Genomic DNA, 13,911 nt, shown 5'->3' with positions numbered 1-13,911 from the left:
TGAAGGTGCAGGGCACATCAGACGGTAAGGGAAGAGCTCTACTACGGGGCGGAAAGAAAAAGGGACGCCAGGGCGTCCCTTGTAATGTCTTGCTGGACAGATCTTGCTGTATAGATCTTGAACCAGATCTCAAGCGGCTGGCTGATACGGACAGCCCGACGGGGTCCTCCTTACGAACCCGTGTCAGGTGAGCGCAGGCTCCGCCTGGGGTACGTCGATGTCGATGCTGTCGAGCATCGTTTCTCCGCGGTGCTGAGCGGCGGCGCTGAGTGCGTCGTTTTCGGACTGGATCCGGTTGAGCTCGGATTCAAGGTCCTGGACGCGCTGCTGAAGCCGTCGCATCTCGGCGAGGAGTCGCGGGTCGGAGCCGCCGACGTAACCGAGAAGCGCCTTTGCCATGATGGATGGTCCTCCACACTGAGTGACCGACCGAAGCGGTGGTGGGTCGTGAGGGAATCGCACCCGCGGTGCTTGTCATCTCTGTTGTTCTCAATGCCAAACAGCTAAGGTGCGCGGGGATTCCAGCGTCTCACCAAAAAGTTTGACGGTCAACACGATCACGCCCCGTATCGGCGGGCGACCCGGGGGCAGGCAGGCGCGGGATGCGCGGTGCCGCCTCTTCTGCGGGGCCCTGGGGGCGTAGAGATCATCCTTACTTCGGCAGCCTTCCACGGCAAGCGTTTCTTGGCAACCACCAGGTGATTTCTGCCCCCGGCACCTGCCGGCGGTATACCGGCAGGTGGTCCGGTCGGCCGCTGCGGGTGGAGTCGGTCAGCGGGCCGCGAAGTCGCTGTAGCCGCCGCGCGGGGTACCCCATATCTCCGTCACTCCGTCGACGCGTCCGGGCGTGTCGCCGGAGCGGAGCCACTCCAGCAGACGGTGGCAATTCTCACGCGGGCCCTCGGCGACAACCTGCACCCGGCCGTCCTCCAGATTGAGGGCGAAGCCGGTGAGGCCGCCGATCTCCAGAGCGTTTGCCCTGGTGAACCAGCGGAAGCCCACTCCCTGTACTCGGCCGCGTACCCAGGCGGTGAGCCGTACGTCTTCATTCATGGCTGAACGCTAGCTGGCCATTTACCCATGAGGCACATCTCCCCCACCCGTCATGGGCTACAGTCCCGAGCCAATGAGCCTCATCCCTTCGGGTGAGATTCGTTGACTTCGACCATGAGGAAGGCACAGCAGATGGGACGCCATCGCCAGAAGCGGGCCGCGCCCGTACGGACCGGGCTGCTAGGCGTCTCCGCCGCCGTGGCCGTGGGTGCCGTGGCGTTCACTTCAGGACTGCTGCCCGGCAGCGACAACTACTCCTTGGGCGGGGGCGGCTCCGCCGACCGCGTGCAGGCCGAGGGTTCCGCCGGCTTCGACACGCAGGGCGGCAACAGCGCAGAGCCGACGGACCGCGCGTCGGACCCGGCCGCGGACCGCTCCGGACGTACCCAGTCGCCGTCGCCCACGCCCAGCACGCCCTCGACAAAGCCGTCCGCGGAGTCCTCTGCCGAGCCGTCCGAGCGCGAGACGGTCGCGGACAGCAAGACGGACACGCCCGCCGAGGCCGACAAGAGCAAGAAGCCGGAGCACACCGGGCCCAGCCAGGCGCAGAGGCCTCCATCCAATGGGAACGGGACCGGCGACTCCGACAACTCCGGCGCCGAATCGAGCGCCGAGGCCCGTGTCCTGACCCTGGTGAACCAGGAGCGGTCGAAGGCCGGCTGCAGCCCGGTGCGGGCCGACGGTCCGCTGGCGGCGCTGGCCGAGGCCTTCAGCGAGGACATGGACGCGCGCAACTTCTTCGACCACACCGACCCGGACGGGGCAAGCCCCTGGGACCGCGCCGAGAAGGCGGGCGTCTCGGGTCTCGGCGGCGAGAACATAGCCCGCGGCCAGGCCGACGCCCAGTCGGTGATGGATGCCTGGATGAACAGCGACGGCCACCGCGCGAACATCCTGAATTGCGAATACAAGACCCTGGGCGTCGGAGTGCACATGGCATCCGGCGGACCCTGGTGGACCCAGGACTTCGGCTTCTGAGGCGCCTGAATACACACCCGTACGGATCCGTACAGCACGTATAGCGAAAGGCCCCCGTCCAGGCGACGGGGGCCTTTGCTTTTGCTACTAAGTGGGTCAGGCAGCGACGGCTGCCCGGCCCGCGATGAAGGCCTTGGCGGTCTCGGCGACGCGGCGGCCGAGGTGCTCGGCGGTCGCTATATCCGCCTTGTGTACGCCCTCGGGGCCCTCGTCGGAGTTGGTCTGGGCTGCGGCGCCGGAGAAGAAGCCGAGGCGGTTGAGGTCGTGCTCGGAGCCTTCGGCGGAGTTCCAGCCGGGCGCCAGGCCGAGGTTCACCCAGTGCATGGCGTGCTGGGCGGCGAGGGTCTGGAAGTACTGGAGGGTGTGCAGCTTGTCGCCGCTCTTGGATGCGGAGTTGGTGAAGCCGGCCGCCAGCTTGTTGTGCCAGGTCTTCGTGAACCAGCGCTTGGAGGTCTCCTCGGCGAACTGATGGAAGGCCCCGGAGGCGGTCCCCATGTAGGTGGGCGAGCCGAAGACGATCGCGTCGGAGGCGTCGAGCAGCTCCCACTCGGCGTCGGTGATCTCGCCGACGTTGATCAGGTGGGCGGTGGCACCGGCGTCGGCGGCTCCGGCCCGGACGGCCTCGGCGACGACCGTGGTGTGGCCGTAGCCGGAGTGGTAGGCGATCGAGACAACGGGCGATACAGCGGGGGTGGTCACGGTGGTGGCTCCTCGTCGGCACTTCTGCTCGGTGGGCTGGCAACGAAAGGAAAGCACTAACTTTCAGAAAGCGCAACCCAGCAGTTAGCGCTGCGGAAGAGTATCCTGACCGCATGGACAGGAGCCCCGTACAGCAGTGCGGCGACGATCTCGCGTTCGACGTGTTCTCCCGGGACTGCCCGTCGCGCGCCACGCTGGAGCATGTGACGGGGCGCTGGGGCAGCCTCACCCTCGGAGCTCTGCGTGAGGGCACGTTCCGCTTCAATGAGCTACGGCGCCGGATCGACGGCGTGAGCGAGAAGATGCTGTCCCAGACGCTGCACGCGCTGGAGAGGGACGGGCTCGTACGCCGCCAGGCCCAGCCGACCAATCCGCCGCGCGTCGACTACGAGCTGACGGCCCTGGGACAGGACATCGCGGAGCGCCTGCATGCCCTGATCGAACTCGTCGAGGGGCGCATGCCGGACGTCCTGACAGCGCGCGGGCGTTACGAGGAGACGCGGGGCAATCAAGAGGGGCGCGCGTAGCGCTCTATTGAGGGTGGCGGCGGGAGACGGGCGGGCGCTGACAGCGCGGGCAGAAGTAGCTGGAGCGGTTCATCCAGGGGCGTCGGCGCATCGGCGTACCGCACCGGCGGCAGGGCTCGTCCTCACGCCCGTAGGCGTCCAACGACCGCTCAAAATAGCCTGATTCGCCGTTCACGTTGACGTAAAGGCTGTCGAAGCTGGTGCCGCCGACGGCGAGCGCGGCGTTCATGACGTCCCGTACATGACCGAGGAGCTCGGTCGAGCGGGGGCGCGTGAGGGTCGCGGTGGGGCGCTCGTAGTGCAGTCGTGCGCGCCACAGCGCCTCGTCCGCGTAGATGTTGCCGACTCCGCTGATCAGCGACTGGTCCAGCAGGGCCCGCTTGACGGTCGTACGCCGCAGCCGCAGCGCCGTATGGAACGCGGCGTCGTCGAAAGCCGGGTCCAGGGGGTCGCGCGCGATGTGCGCGATGACGTCGGGGAGCCCGTCCGTGCTGTCAGCGGTGCTGGCGTGCAGCGACAGGCCGCCGAAGGTGCGCTGGTCGACGAAGCGCAGCTCGGTGTGGAGAGCGTCGTCGAAGCGGATGCGGATGCGCAGGTGCTTCTCGTCAGGGACCGTCTCCGGCTGTACGAGCAGCTGGCCGCTCATCCCGAGGTGGCCGAGCACGGACGCGGCGGCGTCTTCGAGCGGCAGCCAGAGGTACTTGCCGCGGCGCCGCGCGGCGCCAATGCGGTGCCCCTTGAGGCGTACGGCGAAGTCCTCACCGCCTGGGAGATGGCGGCGTACGGCCCGGGGATGCAGCACCTGCACCTCGGAGACGGTGCGGCCGGTGACCCAACGCTCCAGCCCGCGCCGTACGACTTCGACTTCAGGCAGCTCAGGCACGGATGCAGCATAGCTCGGTGCCCCCGACCGGAATCCGGTCGGGGGCACCGAGGCAAAGGCCTGCGTACCTCAGGCAGTGGCCGGGGCCGACGGCGATGCGTCGTCGGTCGCCGTGGGCGCTTCGGCGGCGATCTTGGCCGCCACCTCGCGCTCCTCCGCGGCCGTGCGAATCGCACGCCACGCGGACTCCGCCGCCTGCTGTTCCGCTTCCTTCTTGCTGCGGCCGGTGCCGGTGCCGTACGAGACACCACCGACGCGGGCAGCAGCAGTGAAGGTCTTCTCGTGGTCCGGTCCTGTCTCCGAGACCAGGTACTCGGGAACCCCGAGCCCCTCGGTCGCGGTCAGCTCCTGGAGACTGGTCTTCCAGTCCAGGCCGGCACCGAGGCTCGAAGACTTTTCGATCAGCGGATCGAAGAGGCGGTGCACCAGTTCTGATGCTGCCCCGAGACCCTGATCGAGATAGACAGCGCCGATCACCGCTTCAAGGGTGTCGGCGAGGATGGATGCCTTGTCCCTGCCACCCGTGCCCTCTTCGCCCCGGCCGAGCCGGATGAAGGAGCCGAGTTCGAGGCCGCGGCCCACCTCCGCAAGTGCACGCGAGTTGACCACCGCGGCCCGCAGTTTGGCCAGCTGGCCTTCCGGCAGATCGGGGTGGGTTCGGTACAGCGTGTCCGTGACCACCAGGCCGAGCACGGAATCCCCGAGGAACTCGAGGCGCTCGTTGGTGGGCAGACCGCCGTTCTCGTACGCGTACGAACGGTGGGTCAGCGCACGCACCAGAAGGGCGGACTCGAGGTGATACCCGAGCCGCCCTTCCAGAAGCGTGTGGGACGAGGCCGTGTTTTCCGCCTGCTTCTTGGCGTTGACCGCCTTGGCGTCATCCGCCATTTTGTGGCTAGACACGGTGCCTCTCACCAGCCGCTCAGACCTCGAGGACCTGGCGCTTGTTGTAGGTGCCGCAGCTCGGGCACGCGATGTGCTGCAGCTTCGGCTCCTGGCAACGCTCACACGAAACCAGGGTGGGGACCGCAGCCTTCCACTGCGACCGGCGGTGGCGCGTGTTACTGCGCGACATCTTCCGCTTCGGAACAGCCACGGCTACTTCTCCTGCTTCTCGTCGACGCCCGACTCGGCGGCGCCGCTGATGTTGTCCTTCTCGCCGTCCTGGATGGTCCCGGCGAGTCCTTGCAGTGCCGCCCAACGAATGTCGACGGCGTCATGGTTGTGATCGGGATTCTCGTCCAGCCTGACCCCGCACTGGGGGCACAGGCCGGGGCAGTCCTCCCGGCACACCGGCTGCATCGGCAGTGCGAGCACTACCGCGTCACGCAGCACGGTCTCGAGGTCGAACAAGCCGTCCTCGAGGTAGAGCGTGTCCTCGTCGTCCTCGGCGTCGTCGGCCGGCTCCGCCTTGTGGCGGCCCCGGTCATCGGCGTCAGGGTACGAGAACATCTCCTGGAAATCCGCTGCAACGTCGAGCTCCAGCGGCTCCAGACACCTTACGCACTCCCCCTTGGCCGTCGCACGGGCGGTGCCTGTGACGAGCACCCCTTCCATGACGGATTCGAGGCGGAGCTTGAGATCCACCGGTGCGCCCTCGGGCACTCCGACGACCCCTTCGATACCGAAGTCCTTGGGGGCCACTACCGAGCGGGTCAGCCGCTGGAGCGCACCGGGACGCCGACCCAGCTCGTGTGTGTCGAACACGAGGGGGTTGCGGTGGTCGAGGTGGGCGTTCAGGGGTCTTCCTGCTTTCGGATTGCTGTGGTGGGCCGCCATGTCGCAGAAACGAAACGGGCAGCCGAGATCGCGGTCATACGCGCGACCGAAGCGCCAGGATACTTGACGCTTCGCTCAGGGCCCAATCCGGTGACCGGAGACCCCTAACGCCCCTGCTCGTACTCCCGCAGCTGATCGAGGTCGATCATGCTGGTGTCGAAAAGGCTGGTCTCGTCCAGCGCGGCGGCCTGCTGCGGGGGCTGTGCGGGCACCTGCGGCTGCTGGCCGTAGCCCTGGTCGTAACCCTGCTGCTGGTACGCGTAGGGGTCCTGCTGCTGGTAGCCGTACGGGTCCTGCTGCTGACCGGCGTACGGGTCCTGCTGGTGCTGCTGGTACGCGTAGGGGTCCTGCGGCTGCTGCGGCTGCGGCTGCTGGTAGCCGTACGGGTCGTACGGCTGCTGCGCCGGGATCTGCGGCTGCTCCGGCACCGGCACGACGTCCATCGGCACCACGTCCATCGGCACCACGTCCTGCGGCGCGAGTGCGCCCTGCGGCTCGGCGAGGTCCGCGAGGAAGTCCGCGTCGCTGCTGTGCTGCTGCCCCGCGCCGTCCTGGGCCACCATGTGCGCGCCGAGATCGTCCGAGGCCACGCGTCCGTGCAGCTTCTGCCGGCCGCGGCCGACAGCGTCGAGGGTCTTGGAGAGCACGGCCTCGAAGGCGCCGAGCTTGGTGTCGACGTACTCGTCCGCGCGCTGACGCAGGGTCTCCGGGTCGTGGCTGCGCTCGGGGGCCTCCTCGTCGGCGTAGCCCTGCTCGTCGAGGCCGGGGCCCCTGCCGAGCAGCTTCTCGCGGCCGCGGTCGACGGAGCCGAGGGTCTTGGTGAGGACGACCTCGAAGTTCGCGAGCTTGGAGTCGACGTACTCGTCGGCCTCGGCGCGGATCTCCTCGGCCTCACGGCGGGCCTCGGCGAGGATGCGGTCGGCCTCCTCCTGGGAGCGCCGGGCGACCTCGGTGTCGGAGATGAGCGAGCCGCGCTGGGCGTGCGCGGACTCGATGATCCGCTCGGCCTCCTGGCGGGCCTGTTCGGCCAGCTGCTCGCGGCCGCCGATCAGCTCCTGGGCCTGTGCGAGGGAGCCGGGCAGCGCCTGGCGCACCTCTTCGAGCATCGAGAGCAGATCGGCGCGGTTGACCACGCACGAGGCCGACATGGGCATGGACCGGGCGCTGCCGACCGCCTCGACGATCTCGTCGAGCTTCTTCTGCACGTCCACCGTGTGCTCGCCACCTGTTCTTCCGGCTGGAGACGGACGGGACGACTGTACGGGCAGTCGGCCCCCGCCCGACACCTGGTGACGGTCCGTCAGGATGTCACTTCTTCGCGAGGCGCTCGGTGAGAGCGCCGAGGACCCTCGGGGGGACCAGATGGGAGACGTCGCCACCCCAGGCCGCGACCTCCTTGACCAGGCTGGAGGAGAGGAAACTGTAGGTGGGGTTGGTCGGGACGAACAGGGTCTCGACGCCCGAGAGGCCGTTGTTCATCTGGGCCATCTGCAGCTCGTAGTCGAAGTCGCTGACCGCGCGGAGGCCCTTGACGATGGCCGGGATGTCGCGCTCCTTGCAGAAGTCGACGAGAAGGCCGTGGAAGGCCTCGACCTCGACATTGCCGAATTCGGCGGTGATCTCGCGGATCAGGTCGATCCGCTCCTCGATCGTGAACAGTCCCTGCTTCGACTGATTGATCATCACCGCGACGTGTACGACGTCGTACAGCTTGGAGGCGCGGGCAATGATGTCGAGATGTCCATTGGTGATCGGGTCGAATGACCCGGGACAGACGGCGCGGCGCATCTGTAGTCCCTCGCTCTCCGGTCCGGTCATCGTGCGTCTTCGCACGTAGAGGCGGCGCGACCGTACCAAAGCGTGCCCTCGCCGTAGCGACGGGCCCGCAGCGGCTCGAATCCCTTGGGCCACTTGAATTCGCCACCTCTTGTGCTGCGCTCAACGGTGGCGAGGGCATCGTCTTTGAGCCACCCCTGAGTGCGGAGTGTGAGGAGGATCTCGCGAAGATCGTCGTCGGTGACGACGTAGGGCGGGTCGAGGAACACCACGTCGTACGGGGCCTCGGGCGCCGGGCCTGTGACGATCTGTTCCGCTTTGCCCGCCCGGACTTCGGCGCCGGGGAGGCCGAGCGTGCGGACGTTGTCCCGGACCGTGCGGGCTGCCCGGCCGTCGGCCTCGACGAGGAGGGCGTGCACTGCGCCGCGGGACAGCGCCTCCAGGCCTACGGCGCCAGAGCCCGCGTACAGGTCGGCGATCCGGATGCCCTCCAGCGAGCCGAGGAGCGACTCCCACGTGGAGAACATGCCTTCGCGCGCACGGTCGGAGGTGGGGCGGGTGCCGTTGCCCGGCGGGACGGCCAGGCGGCGTCCGCCGGCCGTGCCGGCGATCACGCGGGTCATGGGTGTCGGGTCCTCGGGGTCGTATGCCGTGGGGGTGGAGGGGATCCTGCTCCCCCCATTGTCAACCCTTGTCCAGGTACTGCTCCCTCTCCTTGTCGAGAAGCGCGTCCAGGGCGGTGCGCAGCTCCGGGAGCCGTTCGAGGTCGGGGTCCTCGGTGACGACGGCGACGGCCTCCTCGCGGGCGGCCACGATGACCTCCTCGTCGTCGATGACGGCGAGCATCCGCAGCGACGACCTGACGCCCGACTGGGCCTGCCCGAGTACGTCGCCCTCGCGGCGCTGTTCCAGGTCGATACGGGAGAGCTCGAAACCGTCGAGGGTGGCGGCCACGGCTGCGAGGCGGGCGCGGGCCGGGCTCGCCTCGTGCATCTCGCTGACCAGCAGACACAGCCCGGCGGCCGAGCCACGGCCGACGCGCCCGCGCAGCTGGTGCAGCTGCGATACGCCGAACCGGTCGGCGTCCATGATCACCATGGCGGTGGCGTTGGGGACGTTCACGCCGACCTCGATGACGGTCGTGGCGACCAGGACGTCCACATCGCCGGCGGAGAAGCGGCGCATCACGTCGTCCTTGTCGTCGGGCTGCATCCGCCCGTGCAGGACTTCGACGCGCAGGCCCTTGAGGGGGCCCGAGGCGATCTGATCGGCGATCTCCAGAACGGCGAGCGGCGGCCGCTTCTCGGGGTCCTCGTCGGCGGCGGCCTTCTTCTTGGCGGCCTTCGCGCCCTTCGGCTCGTCCTCGTCGTCGCCGATGCGGGGGCAGACAACGTACGCCTGATGCCCGCTCTCCACCTCTTCGCGCACGCGCTCCCACGCGCGGGCGAGGAAATGCGGCTTGTCCTTGGCCGGGACGACATGGGTGGCGATCGGCGAGCGGCCGGCCGGGAGCTGGTCGAGGACCGAGGTCTCCAGGTCGCCGAAGACGGTCATCGCTACCGTGCGCGGGATGGGTGTCGCCGTCATCACCAGCAGGTGCGGGGGCTGCTTCCCCTTGGAGCGCAGGGCGTCGCGCTGCTCGACTCCGAACCGGTGCTGTTCGTCGACGACGACCAGGCCGAGGTCGTGGAACTGCACCTTGTCCTCGATCAGCGCGTGCGTACCGATGACGATTCCGGCCTCGCCGGTGACCAGGTCGAGCAGGGCCTGCCGACGGGCCGCCATGCCCATGGATCCGGTGAGCAGCACGACTTTGGTGCCCTGCTCCGCGCCGCCGAGCATTCCGCCCTCGGCCAGCTCGCCCATCATTTCGGTGATGGAGCGATGGTGCTGCTGGGCGAGCACCTCGGTGGGCGCGAGCAGCGCGGCCTGGCCGCCCGCGTCGACGACGGCGAGCATCGCGCGCAGCGCGACCATGGTCTTGCCGCTGCCCACCTCGCCCTGGAGGAGGCGGTGCATGGGGTGTTCGGTGGCCAGGTCGTCGAAGATTTCCTTCGACACCTTCTGCTGGCCGTCGGTGAGGGTGAAGGGCAGCTTGGCGTCGAAGGCGTCGAGCAGGCCGCCGGGGACGGGTCGACGCGCGACCGCCGGGAGCTGCGTGTCGGCGAACCGGCGCCGGGCGAGGGCGACTTGGAGGACGAACGCCTCGTCCCACTTGAGGCGCTCACGTGCCTCGGCGATGTCCGCCTTCGTACGGGGCCGGTGCACCTTGCGGAACGCGTCGGGCAGGTCTGTGAGTCCGCGGCCCTCGCGGAGGGCGGGCGGCAGGGGGTCGGCGACCTCCTGCCAGCCGGTGGCTTCCAAGGAGGCCAGGACCAGGTCGACGGTCTTGGCGATCTTCCAGCTCTCCATCTGCGCGCAGGCCGGGTAGAGCGCGATCAGCTGGTTCGCCCACGCCTCGACGGCGTCCGCGCCGCTGTCCTTGCCGAGCATTTCGTACGCCGGGTGGGACAGCTGGCGGACATTGCGGAAGATGCCGACCTTGCCGGAGAACATGCCTCGGCGGCCGGGGAGCAGTTCCTTCTGGTGGTGGTAGATCGACTTGCCGAAGAAGACCAGCTGAAGCCGTCCGCTGCCGTCGGTGAGGGTCACCTCCAGCCGCTGGCCCTTGCCGTTGTTGAACCTCAGGACGCGGGCGTCGGCGACCTGCGCGACGACGGTGGCGTGTTCGTCGAGCGGGAGGTCGGCGAGCTGCGTCAGCTCGCCGCGCTCGGCGTACCGCCGCGGGTAGTGGTGCAACAGGTCGCCGACCGTGTGCAGGTCGAGGTGCTCGGCCATCACCTTCGCGGTGGTGCCGCCGAGCGTCTTCTTGAGTGGTTCGTCGAGCGCGGGCACGGAATCCATTGGACACTATCGCTCTGACAATTGGCGGCCGCCCGATCCCGGAATCCGGGAGCACAGACGCCTGCAAGGCGCTACCTTCGCAGCATGCCCTTCGGCATCGGGCAGGGCTTGTCCGTCATGAGTCCGCATCAGCGGGCGAGTGAGAAGCCACCGCGTTCACGCACAGGCGGAGTCACTGGACACCATGGCTCTGGCTCGGGGCCCGACAGGTGTGCCCGAAGCGCCCGGGAACAGGATCCGCGATGCCGCGGGCCCTGTTCCCGGGCGCTCTCATTCCACGCCGATCAGCAGCGGGGACGACTGACGACCGCCGTCGTACGTCACCGTGTCCACCGCCAGGTGCGATTCGCGGACGTGGGCCTCCAGGTACTCCGCCAGCCCCTCCGGCGCCTCTTCGCCCAGGACCAGGGTGACCATTTCGCCGCCCGCGGCCAGCATCCGGTCCAGGACCGTACGGGCCGCCGCCGTCAGGTCGGAACCGATCACCACCACATCGCCGTCGATCAGGCCGAGCACGTCGCCGGCCTGGCAGATGCCCGCCATCGTCCAGGACTGCCGTTCCGCGACGGTGAGTTCGCCGTAGCGGGTGGCTCCCGCCGCCGACGTCATCGCCACCACGTCCTCGTCGAAGCTGCGGTCCGGCTCGTGGACGGCGAGGGCCGCGATGCCCTGGACCGCCGCGCGGGTGGGGATGAGCGCGACCCGTACACCTTCCGTACGGACCTGTTCCGCCGCTGCGGCTGCCGTGTGTCGCAGGTCGGCGTCGTTGGGCAGCAGGACCACTTCGCGCGCGTGCGCGCGCCGGATCGCCTCCGCCAGCTCGCCGCTCGCGGGCGGCTCCCCGGGGCGTGCGAGCACCGTGGTCGCGCCCGCCTCGGCGCACAGGCTCGCCAGGCCTTCGCCGGGGACCACGGCCACGACCGCCCGCTGGGCCCGCTCGCGGCGGGGTGCGCCACGGTCGGCGGCGAAGTGGGTGATGCGGATGCGGTACGGGCGGCCTGCCTCGACGCCCGCCTCCACTGCCGCGCCGGCGTCGTCCACGTGCACATGGACGTTCCAGAGGCCGTCGCCGCCGACGACCACGAGCGAGTCGCCGAGGCCGTCGAGACGGGTCCGCAGCCGATCCACCGCCGCGTCGTCCGCCTCCAGCAGATAGATCACCTCGAAGGCTGGGCCGCCGGCCCCCTCCGTAGAGCCCGCCGAGTCCGGTGAGTCCGCCGGGCAGTGGTCCACCGGGTGTGGCAGCTCTCCGCGCCGTCGTACAGCGACCGCTTCGCCCGAGACCGCCTCGACCAGCGCGCCGAGTACGGTCAGCAGCCCCTGCCCGCCCGCGTCGACGACACCCGCGCGGCCCAGCACCTCCAGCTGCCCAGGTGTCGCGTCGAGGGCCGTGCGCGCCCCTTCGTACGCCGCACGCGCCACCTCCACCGTCCCTCCGTCGACGGTCTCCGCCGAGGTGGCCGCCGCAGTGGCCACCGTCAGGACGGTGCCCTCCACGGGGTGTGCGACCGCCCGGTACGCCGATTCGGCCGCCTTGCGCAGGGCGCCGCGCAGGGCGGTCGAGTCGTCGGACAGCACCTGCGCCATGCCGCGCAGCAGCTGCGCCAGGATCGTGCCCGAGTTGCCCCGCGCCCCCAGCAGCGCGCCGTGAGCCATCGCCCGTACGACGTCCGCGAGAGCGGGCACCGATGCCGGGTCCGTCACGGTCTCGTGCGCGGTGAAGACGGCTTCGACCGCCTGGGCGGCGGATTCCACGGTCAGATAGAGGTTGGTTCCGGTGTCTCCGTCCGCGACCGGATAGACGTTGATCGCGTCGATTTCCTCGCGGGCTCTGCCCAGCGCTTCCAAGGCCAGTGAGCACCAGGCTCGCACCGCGACGGCGTCGAGGGTCTGCGGCACCTGGCGTCCTCCTTGAGAGCGGTTAGCACCGCAGGGTAGTCCCGCAAGGGGCCCGCTCAGAGGCAGGGGCCGGGACGGGGGCCGCGGCAGCCATGGTAGTTTCGTTGTACGGGAGCAGCCGATGTATGCTGCTCCGGTTGCCCGATGAAAATCGGGACTTTCCCCCGGCTACGCCACTCGATTCTTCGATCCCGGCATGCCGGGATCCACTGTAAGTGCACCTGAAGTCTTTGGAGTGACCCGTGGCTGCCAACTGCGACGTCTGCGGCAAGGGGCCGGGCTTCGGCAACAACATTTCGCACTCGCACCGCCGTACGTCTCGTCGCTGGAACCCCAACATCCAGCGCGTGCGTGCAGTGGTCGGTCGGACGCCGAAGCGGCTCAACGTCTGCACCTCGTGCATCAAGGCCGGCAAGGTCTCGCGCTGACGTATGCCAAGCGCGGCCACCTGCTGGTTGCTTAAGAACCGGTCCACCTTCGGGTGGGCCGGTTTTTTTGTGTGCCGGCACTGCGCTCGGGACGGTGAGCTCCAGCCGCTCGCCGTCGAGTTGCCGGCAGAGGTGGGGACCTGACCCCCCGACATCAGGCTGAAGGACTGCGCCTGAGCCGCCAGCCGTGATCCACCGGGCCGATCCCCGCGCCGAGTGCGAACCCGGCGGCGATGGCCTCGGTCACGTACTCCTTGGCCGCGGCCACGGCCTGCGGCACGTCGAGCCCCTTCGCGAGTCCCGACGCGATCGCGGAGGCCAGGGTGCAGCCCGTGCCGTGCGTGTGCCGGTTGTCGTGCCTCGGGGCGCGGAGCCAGTGTTCCTCGCGGCCGTCCGTCAGCAGGTCCAGCGCGTCTCCGGGCAGGTGGCCGCCCTTGACCAGGACCCAGCGCGGCCCGAATTCGAGCATCGCGTCGCCCGCCCGCCGCATGTCGGCCTCGGATTCCACGCGTACGCCGGTGAGCTGCGCCACCTCGTCCAGGTTCGGGGTGGCGACGGTCGCCGTCGGCAGAAGGCGCTTGCGTACGGCGTCGAGGGCGGAGGTGGCGAGCAGCGGGTCTCCGTGCTTGGAGACGCCCACCGGGTCGACGACCACCGGGGCGCCGGTGTCTGCCAGCAGTTCCGCGACGGTTTCGACCAGTTCGGCCGAGGACAGCATGCCGGTCTTGACGGCCTGTACGCCGATGTCGTCGACGACGCTGCGGTACTGGGCCCGTACGGCCTCGACCGGAAGGTCCCAGACGCCTTGCACGCCCAGGGAGTTCTGCGCGGTGACCGCCGTCAGCACGCTCATGCCGTGCACGCCGAGCGCCAGCATCGTCTTGAGATCCGCCTGGATACCCGCACCGCCGCCGGAATCCGATCCGGCGACGGTGAGGACGCAAGGAAGTATTCGCATGCCTGCGAATCTAGCCGGTCCCACCCG

At 69.2% G+C, this 13,911-nt stretch carries 16 protein-coding genes; 3 read left to right on the top strand and 13 right to left on the bottom strand.

Going from position 1 to position 13,911, the window contains the following annotated elements:
- Positions 1–183: 183 nt before the first annotated feature.
- Both PXH83_RS22575 and PXH83_RS22570 read right to left on the bottom strand, forming a co-directional pair.
- Complete coding sequence (locus PXH83_RS22575) at positions 184–399, bottom strand: hypothetical protein (protein ID WP_274562346.1); 216 nt, start codon at positions 397–399, stop codon at positions 184–186.
- 372 nt (positions 400–771) lie between these two features.
- Positions 772–1,053: an acylphosphatase gene (locus PXH83_RS22570; protein WP_274562345.1), complete on the bottom strand. Its 282-nt coding sequence runs from the start codon at positions 1,051–1,053 to the stop codon at positions 772–774.
- 114 nt (positions 1,054–1,167) lie between these two features.
- Between PXH83_RS22570 and PXH83_RS22565 the strand changes: the two genes are divergently transcribed.
- A complete protein-coding gene (locus PXH83_RS22565; protein WP_274562343.1) occupies positions 1,168–2,031 on the top strand; it encodes a CAP domain-containing protein in 864 nt (287 codons plus the stop codon).
- A 96-nt stretch (positions 2,032–2,127) separates the two neighbouring features.
- Here PXH83_RS22565 and PXH83_RS22560 read toward each other — a convergent pair whose 3' ends face one another.
- Complete coding sequence (locus tag PXH83_RS22560; protein ID WP_274562341.1) at positions 2,128–2,730, bottom strand: flavodoxin family protein; 603 nt, start codon at positions 2,728–2,730, stop codon at positions 2,128–2,130.
- A gap of 113 nt (positions 2,731–2,843) precedes the next feature.
- Here PXH83_RS22560 and PXH83_RS22555 point away from each other — a divergent pair, with 113 nt between their 5' ends.
- Entirely contained in the window at positions 2,844–3,257 is a 414-nt protein-coding gene (locus PXH83_RS22555) for a winged helix-turn-helix transcriptional regulator (RefSeq protein ID WP_274562340.1), read from the top strand.
- Positions 3,258–3,261: 4 nt separating this feature from the next.
- On the opposite strand, the gene mutM is transcribed toward PXH83_RS22555, so the two are convergent.
- The 9 genes from mutM to PXH83_RS22510 all read right to left on the bottom strand — a co-directional run bounded on the left by mutM (position 3,262) and on the right by PXH83_RS22510 (position 12,498).
- On the bottom strand, positions 3,262–4,140 hold the full coding sequence (gene mutM / locus PXH83_RS22550; protein WP_274562339.1) for a bifunctional DNA-formamidopyrimidine glycosylase/DNA-(apurinic or apyrimidinic site) lyase: 879 nt from the start codon (positions 4,138–4,140) through the stop codon (positions 3,262–3,264).
- Positions 4,141–4,209: 69 nt separating this feature from the next.
- Positions 4,210–5,055 carry a ribonuclease III gene (gene rnc / locus PXH83_RS22545; RefSeq protein ID WP_274562338.1) on the bottom strand — a complete coding sequence of 282 codons (846 nt, stop codon included), beginning with the start codon at positions 5,053–5,055 and terminating at the stop codon, positions 4,210–4,212.
- Positions 5,056–5,062: 7 nt separating this feature from the next.
- Entirely contained in the window at positions 5,063–5,236 is a 174-nt protein-coding gene (rpmF, locus tag PXH83_RS22540; RefSeq protein WP_003965982.1) for a 50S ribosomal protein L32, read from the bottom strand.
- A 2-nt stretch (positions 5,237–5,238) separates the two neighbouring features.
- On the bottom strand, positions 5,239–5,919 hold the full coding sequence (locus tag PXH83_RS22535; RefSeq protein WP_274562337.1) for a YceD family protein: 681 nt from the start codon (positions 5,917–5,919) through the stop codon (positions 5,239–5,241).
- 104 nt (positions 5,920–6,023) lie between these two features.
- A complete protein-coding gene (locus tag PXH83_RS22530) occupies positions 6,024–7,130 on the bottom strand; it encodes an ATP synthase F0 subunit B (RefSeq protein WP_274562336.1) in 1,107 nt (368 codons plus the stop codon).
- A 97-nt stretch (positions 7,131–7,227) separates the two neighbouring features.
- Complete coding sequence (coaD, locus tag PXH83_RS22525) at positions 7,228–7,707, bottom strand: pantetheine-phosphate adenylyltransferase (protein WP_274562968.1); 480 nt, start codon at positions 7,705–7,707, stop codon at positions 7,228–7,230.
- A gap of 26 nt (positions 7,708–7,733) precedes the next feature.
- Positions 7,734–8,318, bottom strand: a complete 585-nt coding sequence (rsmD, locus tag PXH83_RS22520) for a 16S rRNA (guanine(966)-N(2))-methyltransferase RsmD (protein WP_274562335.1) — start codon at positions 8,316–8,318, stop codon at positions 7,734–7,736.
- A gap of 61 nt (positions 8,319–8,379) precedes the next feature.
- Entirely contained in the window at positions 8,380–10,599 is a 2,220-nt protein-coding gene (recG, locus tag PXH83_RS22515; RefSeq protein WP_274562334.1) for an ATP-dependent DNA helicase RecG, read from the bottom strand.
- Between the two features lie 270 nt (positions 10,600–10,869).
- Positions 10,870–12,498: a DAK2 domain-containing protein gene (locus PXH83_RS22510; protein ID WP_274562333.1), complete on the bottom strand. Its 1,629-nt coding sequence runs from the start codon at positions 12,496–12,498 to the stop codon at positions 10,870–10,872.
- 242 nt (positions 12,499–12,740) lie between these two features.
- Here PXH83_RS22510 and rpmB point away from each other — a divergent pair, with 242 nt between their 5' ends.
- Complete coding sequence (gene rpmB, locus PXH83_RS22505) at positions 12,741–12,926, top strand: 50S ribosomal protein L28 (RefSeq protein ID WP_003957616.1); 186 nt, start codon at positions 12,741–12,743, stop codon at positions 12,924–12,926.
- Between the two features lie 154 nt (positions 12,927–13,080).
- Here the strand turns inward: rpmB and thiD are convergent, their stop codons facing one another.
- Positions 13,081–13,884 (bottom strand): bifunctional hydroxymethylpyrimidine kinase/phosphomethylpyrimidine kinase, encoded by an 804-nt coding sequence (thiD, locus tag PXH83_RS22500; RefSeq protein ID WP_274562331.1) that lies wholly within the window; start codon positions 13,882–13,884, stop codon positions 13,081–13,083.
- Positions 13,885–13,911 lie beyond the last annotated feature (27 nt).

Source organism: Streptomyces spiramyceticus (assembly GCF_028807635.1).
GTDB lineage: Bacteria > Actinomycetota > Actinomycetes > Streptomycetales > Streptomycetaceae > Streptomyces > Streptomyces spiramyceticus.
This window is presented reverse-complemented; position numbering and strand designations above follow the sequence as displayed.

Bases quoted from the DNA above. Each gene is read 5' to 3' on its own strand.
- PXH83_RS22575 (WP_274562346.1), bottom strand. From the start codon at position 399: ATGGCAAAGGCGCTTCTCGGTTACGTCGGCGGCTCCGACCCGCGACTC.
- PXH83_RS22570 (WP_274562345.1), bottom strand. From the start codon at position 1,053: ATGAATGAAGACGTACGGCTCACCGCCTGGGTACGCGGCCGAGTACAG.
- PXH83_RS22565 (WP_274562343.1), top strand. From the start codon at position 1,168: ATGAGGAAGGCACAGCAGATGGGACGCCATCGCCAGAAGCGGGCCGCG.
- PXH83_RS22555 (WP_274562340.1), top strand. From the start codon at position 2,844: ATGGACAGGAGCCCCGTACAGCAGTGCGGCGACGATCTCGCGTTCGAC.
- PXH83_RS22535 (WP_274562337.1), bottom strand. From the start codon at position 5,919: ATGGCGGCCCACCACAGCAATCCGAAAGCAGGAAGACCCCTGAACGCC.
- coaD (WP_274562968.1), bottom strand. From the start codon at position 7,707: ATGCGCCGCGCCGTCTGTCCCGGGTCATTCGACCCGATCACCAATGGA.
- rsmD (WP_274562335.1), bottom strand. From the start codon at position 8,318: ATGACCCGCGTGATCGCCGGCACGGCCGGCGGACGCCGCCTGGCCGTC.
- recG (WP_274562334.1), bottom strand. From the start codon at position 10,599: ATGGATTCCGTGCCCGCGCTCGACGAACCACTCAAGAAGACGCTCGGC.
- thiD (WP_274562331.1), bottom strand. From the start codon at position 13,884: ATGCGAATACTTCCTTGCGTCCTCACCGTCGCCGGATCGGATTCCGGC.